This is a genomic window from Enterocloster clostridioformis (assembly GCF_020297485.1).
In the GTDB taxonomy this organism is placed as follows: Bacteria; Bacillota; Clostridia; order Lachnospirales; family Lachnospiraceae; genus Enterocloster; species Enterocloster clostridioformis.
The window spans coordinates 4,736,672-4,752,227 of the sequence record NZ_JAIWZC010000001.1 but is presented as its reverse complement, the minus strand read 5'-3'; the positions used below and the strand labels follow the sequence as shown (position 1 = coordinate 4,752,227).

General features: G+C 46.0%; 12 protein-coding genes and 1 pseudogene. 3 read left to right on the top strand and 10 right to left on the bottom strand.

Annotation, left to right across the window (positions count from 1 at the left end):
* Positions 1-19 precede the first annotated feature (19 nt).
* The 4 genes from LA360_RS23735 to LA360_RS23720 form a co-directional block, all read right to left on the bottom strand.
* Positions 20-1,336: a TRAP transporter large permease gene (locus LA360_RS23735; protein ID WP_112482847.1), complete on the bottom strand. Its 1,317-nt coding sequence runs from the start codon at positions 1,334-1,336 to the stop codon at positions 20-22.
* Positions 1,337-1,353: 17 nt separating this feature from the next.
* Positions 1,354-1,911, bottom strand: coding sequence for a TRAP transporter small permease (locus tag LA360_RS23730; protein WP_057571406.1), 558 nt, complete (start codon positions 1,909-1,911; stop codon positions 1,354-1,356).
* 32 nt (positions 1,912-1,943) lie between these two features.
* Positions 1,944-3,002, bottom strand: coding sequence for a TRAP transporter substrate-binding protein (locus tag LA360_RS23725; RefSeq protein WP_057571407.1), 1,059 nt, complete (start codon positions 3,000-3,002; stop codon positions 1,944-1,946).
* A gap of 230 nt (positions 3,003-3,232) precedes the next feature.
* Positions 3,233-4,000 (bottom strand): DeoR/GlpR family DNA-binding transcription regulator, encoded by a 768-nt coding sequence (locus LA360_RS23720; RefSeq protein ID WP_057571408.1) that lies wholly within the window; start codon positions 3,998-4,000, stop codon positions 3,233-3,235.
* 143 nt (positions 4,001-4,143) lie between these two features.
* Here LA360_RS23720 and LA360_RS31605 point away from each other — a divergent pair.
* Positions 4,144-4,473: pseudogene (locus LA360_RS31605) on the top strand (CTP synthase); the annotation flags it as partial.
* On the opposite strand, the gene LA360_RS23710 reads toward LA360_RS31605, so the two are convergent.
* The 5 genes from LA360_RS23710 to LA360_RS23690 all read right to left on the bottom strand — a co-directional run bounded on the left by LA360_RS23710 (position 4,408) and on the right by LA360_RS23690 (position 12,164).
* Positions 4,408-4,902 (bottom strand): hypothetical protein, encoded by a 495-nt coding sequence (locus LA360_RS23710; protein ID WP_057571410.1) that lies wholly within the window; start codon positions 4,900-4,902, stop codon positions 4,408-4,410. The pseudogene LA360_RS31605 and the gene LA360_RS23710 sit on opposite strands and share 66 nt — an antisense overlap.
* A gap of 316 nt (positions 4,903-5,218) precedes the next feature.
* Complete coding sequence (ppdK, locus tag LA360_RS23705; protein WP_022200306.1) at positions 5,219-7,849, bottom strand: pyruvate, phosphate dikinase; 2,631 nt, start codon at positions 7,847-7,849, stop codon at positions 5,219-5,221.
* A gap of 510 nt (positions 7,850-8,359) precedes the next feature.
* Positions 8,360-9,049, bottom strand: a complete 690-nt coding sequence (locus tag LA360_RS23700; protein WP_022200305.1) for a response regulator transcription factor — start codon at positions 9,047-9,049, stop codon at positions 8,360-8,362.
* Positions 9,021-10,541 (bottom strand): sensor histidine kinase, encoded by a 1,521-nt coding sequence (locus LA360_RS23695; protein ID WP_022200304.1) that lies wholly within the window; start codon positions 10,539-10,541, stop codon positions 9,021-9,023. Before LA360_RS23695 ends, LA360_RS23700 begins: the two co-directional genes overlap by 29 nt.
* 366 nt (positions 10,542-10,907) lie before the next feature.
* Positions 10,908-12,164: an IS110 family RNA-guided transposase gene (locus tag LA360_RS23690; RefSeq protein WP_057572861.1), complete on the bottom strand. Its 1,257-nt coding sequence runs from the start codon at positions 12,162-12,164 to the stop codon at positions 10,908-10,910.
* 311 nt (positions 12,165-12,475) lie between these two features.
* Here LA360_RS23690 and LA360_RS23685 point away from each other — a divergent pair, with 311 nt between their 5' ends.
* Together LA360_RS23685 and LA360_RS23680 are read left to right on the top strand one after the other, a co-directional pair.
* Positions 12,476-13,090, top strand: coding sequence for a CDP-alcohol phosphatidyltransferase family protein (locus LA360_RS23685; RefSeq protein ID WP_057571469.1), 615 nt, complete (start codon positions 12,476-12,478; stop codon positions 13,088-13,090).
* Between the two features lie 22 nt (positions 13,091-13,112).
* On the top strand, positions 13,113-14,003 hold the full coding sequence (locus tag LA360_RS23680) for a phosphatidylserine decarboxylase (RefSeq protein WP_022200302.1): 891 nt from the start codon (positions 13,113-13,115) through the stop codon (positions 14,001-14,003).
* A 122-nt stretch (positions 14,004-14,125) separates the two neighbouring features.
* Here the strand turns inward: LA360_RS23680 and LA360_RS23675 are convergent, their stop codons facing one another.
* Positions 14,126-15,514: a glycine--tRNA ligase gene (locus LA360_RS23675; protein ID WP_002586232.1), complete on the bottom strand. Its 1,389-nt coding sequence runs from the start codon at positions 15,512-15,514 to the stop codon at positions 14,126-14,128.
* Between the last annotated feature and the right edge of the window lie 42 nt (positions 15,515-15,556).

Sequence of the window (15,556 nt, the reverse complement as noted above, 5' to 3'; positions counted from 1 at the left end):
TAACCCGGGTATATTTTATTTACGTAAACAGATTAACAAAAAACATTAAATATCCAGAGCAAAGAGTTGTGACTAAAATCGCCGCCAGACCAACTATGATAAAGGGGACTGCTTCCTTTACTGTGTCTGTAAATGTAGCTCCTGCGATTTTTTGTCCCACAAATATCCCCACTGCAAAAGGCGGTGTCAAAAAACCCACGCACATATTCACAAGCATGATCGCGCCAAAATGGAGCGCTGTAATACCATAAGCGTTCATTGCAACCGGAAGAAGAAGCGGCGTCATGATCAGGATAGTGGCATTAATATCCATAAATGTTCCCATAAACAAAAATAGGATATTAATCATTAAAAGGAAACCGCCTTTGGTTGAAATGGACTGTGTAATGAGGTTTGAGAGGAAACCAGAGACTCCCGTGAGTGTTATCACTTTTCCTGCAATAACCGAAAAAGCATTTAACAATCCGATCACAGCTGTTGATGCACCGCTGATCGCTGCTATGGTAAGGAAATCGATCTTGATCGCTTTCTTATTTACAAACCACAAAATCAGATAATAAAAAATGCCATATACCGCACTTAACGCACCGGCTTCTGTAGGCGTACAGATGCCTCCATATATACATCCGTATATAATAACAGGCATGAGTAATGCTGGAATTGCACGAAATGTGTTTTTTCCAAACTCTTCCAGACGTTCAGTTCCACTTATGGAAACTGCCTCCGGCTTTGGAAGATGACGCCCAATCCTGCAATAATTAACAGTGATATATCCAACCATAAAAATAAGCGTCGGTCCAATAGTGACCATCCAGACATCCGATATTTTAATTCCTGCCGACAGCGCGTACATGATCCCCGGTACGGACGGAGGAATAAGGATCCCCAAAAAGCATGTAGCTGCCAGCAATGCCGCCACATAGCCTCTGGGATATTTCTCTTTTTCCATTTGCGGCTGAACAATTTTTCCAATGGCAGATATTGTTGCCATAGCAGAACCGGTAAGTACGCCAAAGGCCATGGATGCAAGAATGGTTATGATTCCCAGACTTCCTCTTACCCTGCCTATAATACCTCCGATCCAGTTTATCAGCATTTTGGAAATGCCGCTGTATTCCATCAATGTACCGGCATATATGTAAAACGGTATTGCCAGGAAGGAAAAGCTGTCCAGGGAGGACCATGCATACTGTGCAACCGTCACCACATCATGGCCCCCAGCCATAAACACAACCATAGAGGCAATTCCCAATGCGTAGCTAACAGGAATCACAAAAACGATTGCCACAAATAAAAACGTACCTATAAAAACCAATAATGCTGTTAATGGTGTCATATTTTATCCCCCTCCCCTCAATCTACATTAACAGATACCGGCCAAATATTGCACAATATCCTGTATACTCCATGCCACACCGTAATAAGGGATCCAATAAGTACGGGGAAATATACAATCCACATAGGGATATGCATTGTCTGGGATGTCTGGCTTCCTCCAGCTATGAACATAATATAATTCCCAAATACCCAGCAAAATCCAAGGAGAAACACTACTGTTATCACCAGACCTACTGTTTTTAACAGCAGAATGATCCTGTCTTTTGTTGCAGTGCTTATCCCTTTCAATGATTTGATAATGGTAGGCGCTATATCAATCTCTATCTGTCCCCCAGTATGGAGCGCATATCCCCCTCCCAGATAAGCCATCCACACAAACAGATACCGTGCCAATTCTTCTGCCCACGGGGTAGAGATCAGTAATATGTAACGGCAGACAACCTGAATAAAAATAGCTATAACAAGAACAATGGTGCAGAACGTAAGCACAATCTTTTCAAAATAAAGAAAGCAGTGATTTATTTTTTCAAATACATTCATATAATGCGATCTTGCTGATATACTTTCTCCCATATACATTCCCTCTTTCACACAGCTTTAAAACCTTATTTTTTATAATCTCCGCTGATGATCATATCCATAATATCCGCTGGATATTTGCCTTTTGATTCTTCCCATATTTCTTCATAAATCTTTTGCAGCCCAGCCTTCATGTCCTCTGACGGCTGTGATACCACCCACTGTCCGCTGTCAACACCACTATTTACCAGTTCATCTGTTGTATTCCTAAAATATTCCGTAAACTCTGCTGATGCTTTCCTCGCACACTCCGTAAACATGTCCTTATCATCATCGCTTAGAGTGTTCCAGAATTTAGGGCTTGATACAAAACAGCCGCCGGAATAGCAGTAATTCAGTTCAGTAATATACTTTATAACATCTGTTAACCCCTGATTTACATAGTTGAATACCGCATTATCAAGCCCGTCTACCGTCCCTGTCTGGATAGCTGACAATACCTCAGACCCTGGAATTGAAACAGGAAGGGCACCGCATTTCTCATAGAAGGATTCTACAGAAGCTACAGAGGGGATTCTGATTTTTAGTCCTTTCAGATCAGACATGTCAGTTATCTCACGCTTCATATTCCCCACCTGCCTAAAACCATTACAAAAAGAACTGATTCTGATTATGTTGTTCTCTTCCATGATCTTTGCAGCCTGGTCTGCAATCCACCCCTCATTATAATATTGATCTGCCTCATCATAGTCTGATACGAGACCAGGAAGCCATGCAAATCCCAGTTTTCCATCAAGAATACCATCAATTGACATATCATCGTTCAGATTGAAATCCAATGTACCCATTTGTATCATCTGGGCTGTATCCGCAGCAGAGCCCAATGAACTGGCCGCAAGAACCTCACCCACATACTTCCCCTCTGAAGCCATGGCAACGTAATCCACGAATAACTGGCAGTATTCTGCCCGTTTAGGTGAATCTGATGTGATTGTAAATTTAATAGTTTCCCCGCTCCGTTCAACTGCCTCCACATTCTGACCTCCACCTGAAGTTGTTGGTACAGCGGCCTCTTTTCCTCCGCATCCGTACAGTATTGTGCTGGCAATTGAGATTGCGGCAATGAGTGTCATAATTTTTTTCATTTGAAAGTTCCCCCTTCTTTGTAAAAATCATTGGATAATGCTACAATAATCATCTGTGGTTTCGTCATTATAGTATCACTTAATGGTTATCTTGTCAATATATTTTGGTAGTATTTTGGTATAATTTGATTATTTTGTGGTTGTATTATAGTTATTTTATGATAATATAAAAAATCCATGGGCTGGGAAATTCCACCAGTCCATGGATTTTTTGAATCTTATTAATTTCACTAAACAATAATAATTTCACAGCCGCATTGCCGGATACTCTCTATCATCTCATCAGACGGAGGCTGGTTTGTAATAATGGTGTCAATCTGTTCCAGGGATCCATAAGATTTTATGGTCACCTTTCCAAATTTAGTATGATCAACCAGCAAATATACCTCCTGGGCACGATTAACTGCAGTTACCTTTAATTCATTATCAGAAAGAAGGGAATTCATAACACCATACTGTACAGTTACGCCGGTTGCTGCCATGAATGCCTTGGTAAAATTATAGCTTGAAAGTATTTCCGCGCTCCTCTCATCAATACTTGTAAAGGAGTAGTAATCCCTGTTCAGGATACCTGAAAATGTGATGATCTGAATATTAGGATATTGCAGGGCTCTTATAATAAAATCCAGATTATTTGTCAGCACTGTGACTTTGAGATTCTTTATGTAATCCACCAGATTACAAACCGTAGAACCGGAATCCACAAAAATATAATCTCCGTCATTTATAAATTCTGCTGCTCTTTCTGCAATTCTTTTCTTTTCCTCCAGCATCAGGTGTCCCCGCGTATTAAACGGAAGCATTCCAACATCATAGTTCTGGATCGTACTGGAAACACCCCCGTAATTCTTTACAATGCTCCCCTTCTTCTCTAACTCTATCAGATCCCTGCGTATTGTATTTTTAGACACTCCAAATTTTTCACACAACTCTTCAATCGTAACATTCTGTGCTTTCTGGATATATGCTTCCTCTTGTTCAATCCTTATAATCTTCATACTGCTCCTCATTTAAATCATATTAACTTCACCATAATATTACCAACATTTATCCAACCTGTCAATGAACCGCTAAAATATAATGATTTTTTGTCAGTTGTACATAAATTCATGAGGCGTACACGGTGTGTACGTTGAATAAATTGATCCACGTAACCCTTAGCCCCTACCTAAAAGCTTCCGGCGAACTCAAGACAAAACCCACCCAGGCCAGCGTCAAAGACCTTCAGGGAATGGGAATCCAGCCTGACATCCTTGTCTGCCGTTCTGAGCGGCCCCTGGACGAAGGCAACAAAAACAAAATTGCCCTTTTCTGTAATGTTCCCCCTCACCACGTACTCCAGAAACTGGATGTGGACGTGCTTTATGAAGTACCCCTTGTCATGGAGCAGGAGCACCTGGCCCAGTCAGCCTGCGAATGCCTGAATCTTCCCTGTCTCGAACCTGACCTGACGGACTGGCAGAATATGATCGGTCTCATCATATGCATTTTCCATGCATGGGATTGCAAGCAATATCTTTGCCTTTTCCAGCACCACACTGGCCATGGTGGGAATGTTTTCAGCAATCACATCCATTCCATCGTTGTGCACAATGCTGGCGCCTTCCTGCTTGCCAAGGCCCACTGTCATCATTTTGCATGGCCCGCTCTCATAAGCTCCGCTAAACGCATTATAAGCTCCGCTAAACGCATTGTGGGGCTTAAGCCTGCAGGATATGATAATGCCGTCCGCTTCATATGCATTCCTGTCAATAAGCACCCGTCTGCCTCTCTCAGAAACCCCAAGCTCCACCACCTCCATGGAGGAGCGGATCGGGCATCCCATGGTTTCCGGGGTAATATCATAGCTTGCCAGCACCTCCAGCTGTCCCTCTGCCGCAGCGCCCCCATGGCTTCCCATGGCCGACACGCAGGTGAACTTTATCTATGCATTTATCCCCACCATCCCCTGCCGGTTCTGGCCATCAACACCATACATGCCCTGAGCTGCGGCCTGCTGTTTGCCGGGATCATCTCCGCTACCATGTCCAGTTCCGCCTCCGACCTCCTGGGCGCTGGCTCTATATTTGCCAATGACATCAAAAGAAAACCCCAGCGTAGCTGCTCTGGGGTTTTCGTTTTGTGCCCACATGGACATCTGATTTCTTTTGCCTGATTTTATTATATCAAACACTTCTTAATAATCAAGTATACTTTTCAACCGAACAAACGGCCGCTTACTTATTGTTTAATGCCGCCTGTGCAGCTGCCAGACGTGCAATCGGAACGCGGAATGGAGAACAGGATACATAGTTCAGTCCAATCTTGTGGCAGAACTCTACAGATGAAGGATCTCCGCCGTGCTCGCCGCAGATACCGCACTTCAGGTCTGCCTTTGTGGAACGTCCCTTCTCAACAGCCATCTTAACCAGCTGTCCAACACCTTCCTGATCCAGTCTTGCAAATGGGTCAGACTCGTAAATCTTAGCCTTGTAGTAGGAATCCAGGAACTTGCCGGCATCGTCACGTGAGAAGCCGAAGGTCATCTGTGTAAGGTCATTGGTTCCGAATGAGAAGAAGTCCGCTTCTTCTGCAACCTTGTCAGCAGTCAGGGCTGCTCTCGGAATCTCAATCATGGTACCAATGTGGTATTGGATATCGGAGTTCATCTCCTTCTTAACCAGTTCAGCAGTCTCAACCACTACGTCCTTGACGTACTTAAGCTCTTTCTTCTCGCCAACTAATGGAATCATAATCTCAGGAACAATGTCATATCCGCACTCTTCCTTAACCTCGATTGCAGCTTCCATGACAGCCCTTGTCTGCATCTTAGCGATTTCCGGATAAGTAACAGCCAGACGGCATCCACGGTGACCCATCATTGGGTTGAACTCATGGAGTTCAGCACACTTGGCGTTAACAGCCTCAACTGTCATTCCCATATCATCAGCCAGAGCCTTGATGTCCTCCGGATCGGTGGGAACAAACTCATGCAGAGGCGGATCCAGGTAACGAATGGTCATAGGTCTTCCCTCCAGAGCCTTGTACATGGCCTTGAAGTCGCCCTTCTGGAATGGAATCAGCTCGTTTAATGCTTCTTCTCTCTGCTCAACTGTCTCGGACAGAATCATCTTACGAATCTTCGGAATTCTCTCTGCTTCAAAGAACATATGCTCTGTACGGCAGAGACCGATACCCTCGGCGCCCAGCTTAACCGCGTTCAGGGTATCTGCAGGGGTATCTGCGTTGGTGCGTACACGCAGGGTTCTGAACTGGTCAGCCCACTTCATGATGCGCTCAAAGTTACCGCTTACAGTAGCTTCCTGTGTAGCGATGTCGCCCTTGTAGATCTTTCCTGTAGAACCATCCAGGGAAATGTAATCCCCCTCATGGAATGTATGTCCGCCAAGTTCAAATACCTTAGCCTCTTCGTCAATCTTAATCTCGCCGCAGCCGGATACACAGCAGGTTCCCATGCCACGTGCAACAACTGCTGCATGGCTGGTCATACCGCCGCGGACAGTCAGGATACCCTGTGCTGCGTGCATGCCCTCAATATCCTCTGGGGATGTCTCCAGACGAACCAGGATAACTCTCTCGCCTCTGCCGCCCTTGCCGGCATCCTTAGCCTCGTCAGCTGTAAAGTACACCTTGCCGGCTGCAGCGCCAGGAGATGCAGGAAGCGCGCTTCCGATTACTTCGCCGGCCTTCAGTGCTTCCGGAACAAAGGTGGGATGCAGCAGCTGGTCTAAGGACTTAGCCTCGATTCTGCATACAGCCTCTTCCGGGGTAATCATGCCTTCATCTACTAAATCGCAGGCAATCTGGATGGCTGCCGGAGCAGTCCTCTTGCCGTTACGTGTCTGTAAGAAGTACAGCTTGCCTTCCTCAATGGTAAACTCCATATCCTGCATATCGCGGAAATGGTTCTCCAGCTTTATAGCCAGATCCATAAATTCCTTATAGCACTCCGGAAGGTCCTCTGCCAGTTTGGAGATTGGCTGTGGTGTACGGACACCTGCAACCACGTCCTCGCCCTGTGCGTTAATCAGGTACTCGCCGTAGATTCCCTTTGCACCGGTGGATGGGTTACGTGTAAACGCAACACCTGTACCGGAGGTCTCGCCCTTATTTCCGAATACCATGGTCTGAACGTTAACAGCAGTACCCCAGTCGCCAGGGATATCGTTCATACGGCGGTATACGATGGCACGTGGGTTGTCCCAGGAACGGAACACAGCCTTAACAGCGCCCATCAGCTGTTCGGTAGGATTCTGCGGGAATTCCTCGCCATTCATGGCATCCTTGTAAACAGCCTTGAATTTTGCTGCCAGCTCTTTTAAATCATCAGCAGTCAGATCTGTATCAAAATGTACGCCCTTTGCTTCTTTCATCTCATCGATGATTTTCTCGAAATAGGACTTTGGAACTTCCATAACAACGTCAGAATACATCTGGATGAATCTGCGGTAGGAATCGTAAGCAAATCTTGGGTTGCCGGTCTTCTTTGCAAATCCCTCGACTGCAACATCGTTTAATCCCAGGTTCAGGATTGTATCCATCATACCAGGCATGGATGCACGTGCGCCGGAACGTACGGAAACCAGTAACGGATCCTCTGTATCACCAAACTTCTTGCCATTGATACCTTCCAGCCAGGTAATGGCCTCAAAAATCTGGTCCTGAATTTCCTGTGAAATCTGCTTGCCACAGTTATAATATTCGGTACAAGCCTCTGTTGTAACAGTAAATCCCTGTGGAATGGGCATTCCCAGGTTTGTCATCTCTGCTAAGTTGCAGCCCTTGCCGCCAAGAAGGTTTCTCATTGCCGCACTGCCTTCGTGGAACTTATAAACCCATTTTGCCATAAGTTAATTCCTCCTCATGTTCTTGTAGACTGGCATTCTACGCTCTGTTTTATGCCTCTCATTCTGAACGGAACAAATATACATGTCTTGTCCGTCCACCTCGTTCATTATATCACAAAGTTTTCGCGAGTAAAGAGTTTTTCCGTGAAAATTTGTTAAATTTTAAGGTAAAATCGCTGTAAGTACTTTCATTTTCTGTCATTTTCACATATCCGTTGCTTAATCGTATATGCGAACCAGCAGTGTTGTATGTACATAACTTTTCGGATAGCCCTGCATCGTGCAAAAAGCCGAACCGGATTGGCTTCCGTTTCACTCATGTAAGCTCTTACAGGTTTTTAGGACACGGGCCTGTTTCATGAGACCTTAAAACAGCCGGACTGAAATCATAAATACAGCCCAAAAAGAAATCCCGTGTACTGGCATACACGGGATTTCGCTTTGTGTCCAAATGGACATACTTAACTTCCTGCTAAAATATTCTACACCAAATCAAGCTTAACGTCAATATCACACCTTAAACCGGTACCCAACCCCCCATATCGTTTCGATATACTGCGGTTTGGCCGTGTTAAACTCTATCTTCTCGCGGATCTTCTTAATATGCACCGTTACAGTGGCAATGTCCCCAATGGACTCCATATCCCATATCCTGCTGAACAGCTCCTCTTTGGTAAACACATGGTTAGGGTTCTGGGCCAGGAAGGTCAGAAGGTCAAATTCCTTTGTGGTAAAGGTTTTCTCCTCCCCGTTGACCCACACGCGCCGGGCCGTCTTGTCAATCTTCAGACCGCGGATTTCAATCAGCTCATTGGCCGGCTGTCCGCTGCCAATGAGGCGCTCATACCTGGCCATGTGCGCCTTCACCCTGGCCACCATCTCGCTTGGGCTGAATGGCTTGGTGATATAATCATCTGCCCCCAGACCCAGACCGCGGATTTTGTCAATGTCCTCTTTTTTGGCTGAAACCATAATGATGGGCGTGTTCTTTACTTCCCGCACTCTTTTACATATCTCAAATCCATCCGTACCGGGCAGCATCAGATCCAGAATCAAAAGATCATAGTCTTCCGTCAGCGCCTTATCCAGGCCGGAGCTTCCGTCATTTTCAATCTCTACCTCAAAGCCGGACAGCTCCAGATAATCCTTCTCCAACTCCGCTATGCTCTCCTCATCTTCCACGATTAGAATCTTGCTCATCCTGTAAAACCTCCTGATATTTTCTTAGAACAAAATGAATCTCCGTTCCGATTCCTTCCTTGCTGGTGGCCCATATACGTCCCCCGTGGTCCTCCACAATCTTGCGCACGATGGATAAACCTATACCGCTTCCTCCCTGAGCTGAATTGCGGGAGGAGTCCGTACGGTAGAACCGGTCAAAAATATTGGGCAGGTCCTTTGCCGCTATGCCTTTGCCATTATCCTCTATTTCAACCTGGATAAAATCTCCTACGTCCTTTATCCTAATATTGATAATACCCTTTTTCTTATCCAGATATTTCACGGAATTACTGATAATATTATTCATAACGCGCTTCATCTGCTCCGCATCGGCAATGATGACCACGTCTTCATCCACATAATTGAAATATCCCAGCTCAATCCCTCTGGCTTCCATATCCAGGCCAACCTCCTCCACACAGTCCCGGAAATACTGGGCCACGTTGATCTTGCTGAAGGTATAGGGAATCTTATTAGTATCGATTTTGGAATAAAAGGTCAGCTCGTCAATCAGCCTGTCCATATCATTAGACTTATTGTATATGGTACGGATGTATTTGTCCAGCTTTTCCGGCGAAGACGCCACACCGTCCAGTATGCCTTCCACATATCCCTTGATAGCCGTAATCGGTGTTTTCAAATCGTGGGAAATATTGCTAATCAGTTCCTTATTATCCTTGTCATACTGTATCTTGTCTTCCGCGTTCTCCTTCAGCCGGATACGCATCTCCTCAAAATCCTGGCACAGCTGGCCTATCTCATCATCCGCGTCCACATCCAGTGTGAAATCCAGGTTTCCGTCACGAATCTTCTTCGTAGCCTCCTGAAGCTTGTTCAGCGGACTGAGAATGGACCGGTATACCCAGAATGTCAGCACAATGCCCGCAAACACCAGAATGGTGATTCCCAGTATAAGCATTTCCCTTATCATGGATTTTACTTCCGGTATCAGGTCATCCACATTGGAAATAATGAAAGCGCTTCCCTCCTGGCCGTCCGGAAAGGTGAAATCCATCTGCTTAATCAGGTGCTGGCTCTCGCCGTCCAGATAGATGCCGCCCTGTAAATCGCCCTTCATCATATCAAACCGGGGCAGCTGGGCGCATATGGCTTCCCCCGCGTCTTTATTGCTGTCACCGCAGTATAGGATAGTATCGCCCTTTCGCACGATCAGATATGCATAATGGCTTTTCAGTTCAGCGTTGACCTTATCCAGATATGATAAATCATTGTAGCGCCCCGGATCATTGTCCAGTATATTCCTGATGTCCTCCTGGGAGCGCTTGGTAATACGGTTAAATATCTGCATGGAATTGCCTGAGAACAGGTCCACCTGCTCCGTAAGTCCGTATTCCTTGGTGAAAGACCTGGTCTGATAATTGCTGAGTGCAAGGACCAGCAGATAAAACAGCAGCATGGGAACGATGGTTATGGTTAAAAACGCCACCGCAAGACGGGTCCTCAGTTTCATAAGCCCCATCCTCCTTTGTTATGATACGGTCTGACATTATGAGTACTGCATCGTATAAGCTTCATATACAATGCAGTACTCGCTTCCGTCCGGAAACAAAGACAGTCTGTCATCCGTTATTGCTAGTATATCACAATAACTAATATTCGTTTATAAAAGGTTTCTAAATTTTATGAACAAAAGTCCTGTTTTTCCTTGTTTCCTCCTGGATTTCTGATATAATAATAATATTGTCCTTATAAAGCAAGGACCAAAAGGACGAATGATTGGGGTTATATAGGTTGAAAGAAAAAATCAAAAAAAATCGTAACTTAACAAGAGCACCAGTAAACTGCCGCCCCAAAGGATCCTATGGAATAAAGGGTATCAGGCCATAGCAGGAGGAGTAATCATATAGCCTCGTTTCTCTAAACGTTTGATGGCATTTCTGTCATACTGTTCCTGAAATTTCCGGTACATTTCTTCAGGAATAGCGGAATAATCCGTATCGGCAGGATTAAATACCTCCTGCTTTTGGAACATGTGGTAAATGCAAGTCAACACCATGCGTGCAATGGCAATGATTGCCCGTTTATGACCACGACGTTTTTTTATACGGTCATATTTGTATCTGAAGTAAGGGTTTTTACTCTTGATGGCAGCATTTGCACACTGAACCAGCAGAGGCTTTAAGTACACCCCGGCTCTTGAAACATGGACGCTCTTCTTTTTACCGGCACTTTCGTTATTTTCAGGAGCCAGCCCAGCCCAGGAGCACAAACGTTTTGAGGATTTGAATACCGCCATATCCACCCCGATTTCAGCAATGATAAAGGTGGCAGACTGCTCTGTAATTCCAGGAATTGTAGTAGCCAATTCGATAAATTTATGGTAAGGTTTAGCCAGGTCGGAAATCGTTTCTTCGAGAGTGGAGACGCACTCATTGATTTCATCGAAATGCTTTCTGCAGACCTTAATCTTAACGGATTGGTCACGGCGCAGTTCATAACCGATTATGGAGGTTACAACATCATCTGCCTTGTCCTTTGCTTTTTTAAGAAGCAGGGATTTACAGTATTCGGGGTCAAATACCTCACAGGTCAGGATATAGTCAACGATGGCGGTCGCTGATTTTCCAAAGGTATCTGAGAGGACGGATGCAAGGGCAATGTTGGAAACCGTAAGAGCATTCTGTAACCGGTTTTTCTCACTGCTGCGGTGGCCAATCAGTTTCTGCCGGTATCGGAACAATTCCCGAAGCATGCGAATTTCCTTACAGGGGATATAACTGGAAGGAACAATATCAAATTTAAACAGATCCGCAATCCAGGCGGAGTCTTTGTCATCGGTTTTCTGTCCTTTGATAGCCCTGACATACTTGGGGTTAGCAACGACAACGTGACAGGAATCCTCCAGGATATTAAAAATTGGAATCCAGTATTTACCAGTGGATTCGAGGCAGATCTCAGTGCAATTGAAAGAAAGAAGCCATTTTTTCAAAGAATTAAGATCGGAATTGAAGGTGGCGAACCGCTTTTTAACATAAGAAGTAACGCCCCTGTAGTCTGTCAGAGCAATGGTAGCGACAACAAATTTCTTGTGAACGTCCATGCCACAGCAGACAAAGTGTTTGATAGATAACATAAAACAGCCCTCCTAAGTAAAATAGACAGACATTGACTGGCTGTCCAGCAAAGAAAGACCTAAGGAATTGCTTTGACAATGATTAGGTTACGAGCTCAAGGCGTCACTGGTTTGTGCTTGAGAAGACAGCCGACACATGTTTTTATGCGGACTTGATCCCAAATGGAGGAACCGATTCTACTTCCTCCTCCGTGCTCTGTAGTGTATCTGTCTGAGGAGAGTTTAACATCAAAAATAAAATAGTGGAAGCACAAACTTGCTATTTCATAACTGTTTTGTGCCTAAGCGAAGCGAAAGGAATGAGAGTTTTTATGATAGGATTTTACAGCTACACGGTTGTATTGACATATTTGGGACTGGCTTCCTCGGCCATAGGCATGATTCTCACCTTCCAGGGATTTGCAAAATACGCTTTGTTCTGTCTGGCGTTCTCCGGTCTGTGCGACATGTTCGACGGCAAGGTGGCCCGTATGAAAAAGGACCGCACTGAAGATGAAAAACGCTTCGGAATCCAGATTGATTCTCTCTGTGATGTGGTCTGTTTTGGGGCTTTTCCCATGATACTGTGCTATTCCATCGGCATGCGGGGACCGGCAGGCATCTCCATCCTGGTATTCTATCTGATTGCAGGTGTCATCCGTCTGGCATTTTTTAATGTCATGGAGGAAAAGCGGCAGGAAGAGACTGATGAAGCGCGCAAGTACTATCAGGGACTTCCCATCACCTCCATAGCCATTATTCTGCCCCTGTTCTGCACCCTGCGCCCCCTGCTGGGCCACAGGTTCCTGTCAGAGCTTCACATCTGCATCCTCACAGTGGGACTGCTGTTCATCATTAATTTCCCGCTGCGCAAACCCGGATGGAAAATGCTGACCCTTCTGGTCGCCATTGTATCCTGCGCACTGATTAAGATATATTTCTTCTGATAATAAAGAAAGGTGTGATTCCATGCAATATGCAGACAGAACCGGCCGTTCCCTGGGCGGCAGCACCCTCCAGGACCGCTTCCTGGAGGATTTATACGCCAGTTTTCTGGGACGAATGCTCATAAAACCGCTGGTCCATCCGGCTGTTTCCAAAATCTGCGGCGCTTTTCTGGACTCTCCATTGTCAGCGCCCTTCATTCCCGGCTTCATGAAGTCTGCGGGTATCTCCACAGAGGGCTGCGAAACACCTGCAGGCGGAAGATACCGCTCCTTTAACGCCTTCTTTACCCGCAGGATGCTGCCGCAAGCAAGACCCTTTGACGCCAGGGACCATATATTGTGCAGCCCCTGCGACGGATTTGCAAGCGTCTATCCCATCCATAAGAACATGCGCATCACTATCAAACACACTGAATATACGCTGGACCAGCTTTTAAGAGACTCAGGCCTGGCTGTCCGCTACACCGGCGGCACTGCCCTTCTCTTAAGGCTCACTGTATCAGATTACCACCGCTATGCCTATGTGGACCGCGGACGGCGCTCCTCTTACCGCCGTATTCCCGGTGTGCTCCACACAGTCAATCCGGCGGCAGCCTGCCGCCGTCCCGTCTATAAGGAAAACTCAAGAGAGTATTCCCTGCTGCGCTCCGGTTCCTTCGGCACAGTGCTGATGATGGAGATTGGAGCTCTTATGGTGGGGAAAATTGTAAACCATCACAAGGCTTATACCAGCATTGATGTGTTCCGCGGTCAGGAAAAAGGCTACTTTGCCTTTGGCGGTTCCTCCATCCTGCTGCTCTTCCAGCCTCATACCGTTACCATTGACAGGAATATCATGCGCAACACGGCCCTGGATGTGGAAACCAGGGTACGGATGGGCGAAGCCATCGGCCAGGTAATGAAGTCAAATTAATGGAGTCAAATTATATGGAATCAAATCAGATTAAACGAATTCAATTACAAAACCCCCGCAGTTCCTTACCGGAACCGCGGAGGTTTTTTCTTCTGCATTTCAATGCAGCTTCCATTTATCTTTTAAAACATAAACTTCTCAGCAAAGTAATCCTTTAACTCAGCAATCGGAACCCTTACCTGCTCCATGGTATCCCTGTCACGGACCGTTACGGCATGGTCTTCTTCTGAGTCGAAGTCATAGGTAATACAGAATGGAGTACCGATTTCATCCTGTCTCCTATATCTCTTACCAATGTTACCCCTGTCGTCAAACTCACAGTTGAAATACTTGGAAAGCTCGGTGTAAATCTTCTCAGCGCCTTCATTCAGTTTCTTGGACAGAGGAAGCACGCCTACCTTTACAGGGGCAATGGCCGGATGGAAATGAAGGACAGTTCTTACATCGCCTTCCCCGATTTCCTCCTCGTCATAAGCCGCGCACAGGAATGCCAGCGTCACGCGGTCAGCTCCCAGTGAAGGTTCGATAACATAAGGAATGTATCTCTCCTTTGTCTCATCGTCAAAGTAGGACATATCCTGTCCGGACACCTTCTGGTGCTGGCTCAAGTCATAATCAGTCCTGTCGGCAATGCCCCAAAGCTCGCCCCAGCCAAAGGGGAACAGGTACTCCAGGTCCGTGGTTGCCTTGCTGTAGAAGCTCAGCTCCTCAGGAGAGTGATCCCTGGCCCTCAGCTCATCATCCTTGATGCCTAATGACCTTAACCAGTTAATGCAGAATTCCTTCCAGTAAGCAAACCACTCCAGGTCTGTGTCAGGCTTGCAGAAGAACTCCAGCTCCATCTGCTCAAACTCCCTGGTACGGAATGTAAAGTTGCCGGGCGTAATCTCGTTGCGGAAGGACTTGCCGATCTGTCCGATACCGAAGGGCACTTTCTTTCTGGAAGTTCTCTGGACGTTCTTAAAGTTTACGAAAATACCCTGGGCAGTCTCGGGACGCAGATAAACCGTGCTCTTGGCATCCTCTGTTACACCCTGGAATGTCTTGAACATCAGGTTAAACTGACGGATATCCGTAAAGTCATGGGCGCCGCAGCTTGGACAGCAGATGTTGTTGTCATCAATGTACTGTTTCATCTGTTCCTGTGACCAGCCGTCAACAGAGCCTTCCATCTGGATTCCATGGGCATCGTTGTAGTCCTCAATCAGTTTGTCCGCGCGGAATCTTTCCTTACACTGCTTACAGTCCATCAGTGGGTCAGAGAATCCGCCCAGATGTCCGCTGGCAACCCATGTCTGGGAATTCATCAGAATAGCACAGTCAACGCCTACGTTGTAGGGGCTCTCCATGATGAACTTCTGCCACCAGGCTCTCTTTACATTATTTTTCAGTTCCACACCCAGGTTGCCGTAATCCCAGGTATTGGCCAGGCCGCCGTAAATCTCAGAACCTGGATACACAAAGCCCCTGTTCTTGGCCAATGCCACGATTTTCTCCATTGTCTTTTCCATATCTGCATCCTCTCTTCTTAATAATTATAGATTTAATATAAA

Bases quoted from the DNA above. Each gene is read 5' to 3' on its own strand.
- ppdK (WP_022200306.1), bottom strand. From the start codon at position 7,849: ATGGCAAAATGGGTTTATAAGTTCCACGAAGGCAGTGCGGCAATGAGA.
- LA360_RS23730 (WP_057571406.1), bottom strand. From the start codon at position 1,911: ATGGGAGAAAGTATATCAGCAAGATCGCATTATATGAATGTATTTGAA.
- LA360_RS23735 (WP_112482847.1), bottom strand. From the start codon at position 1,336: ATGACACCATTAACAGCATTATTGGTTTTTATAGGTACGTTTTTATTT.
- LA360_RS23725 (WP_057571407.1), bottom strand. From the start codon at position 3,002: ATGAAAAAAATTATGACACTCATTGCCGCAATCTCAATTGCCAGCACA.
- LA360_RS23685 (WP_057571469.1), top strand. From the start codon at position 12,476: ATGATAGGATTTTACAGCTACACGGTTGTATTGACATATTTGGGACTG.
- LA360_RS23680 (WP_022200302.1), top strand. From the start codon at position 13,113: ATGCAATATGCAGACAGAACCGGCCGTTCCCTGGGCGGCAGCACCCTC.
- LA360_RS23710 (WP_057571410.1), bottom strand. From the start codon at position 4,902: ATGGGAAGCCATGGGGGCGCTGCGGCAGAGGGACAGCTGGAGGTGCTG.
- LA360_RS23700 (WP_022200305.1), bottom strand. From the start codon at position 9,049: ATGAGCAAGATTCTAATCGTGGAAGATGAGGAGAGCATAGCGGAGTTG.
- LA360_RS23690 (WP_057572861.1), bottom strand. From the start codon at position 12,164: ATGTTATCTATCAAACACTTTGTCTGCTGTGGCATGGACGTTCACAAG.
- LA360_RS23720 (WP_057571408.1), bottom strand. From the start codon at position 4,000: ATGAAGATTATAAGGATTGAACAAGAGGAAGCATATATCCAGAAAGCA.
- LA360_RS23675 (WP_002586232.1), bottom strand. From the start codon at position 15,514: ATGGAAAAGACAATGGAGAAAATCGTGGCATTGGCCAAGAACAGGGGC.
- LA360_RS23695 (WP_022200304.1), bottom strand. From the start codon at position 10,541: ATGAAACTGAGGACCCGTCTTGCGGTGGCGTTTTTAACCATAACCATC.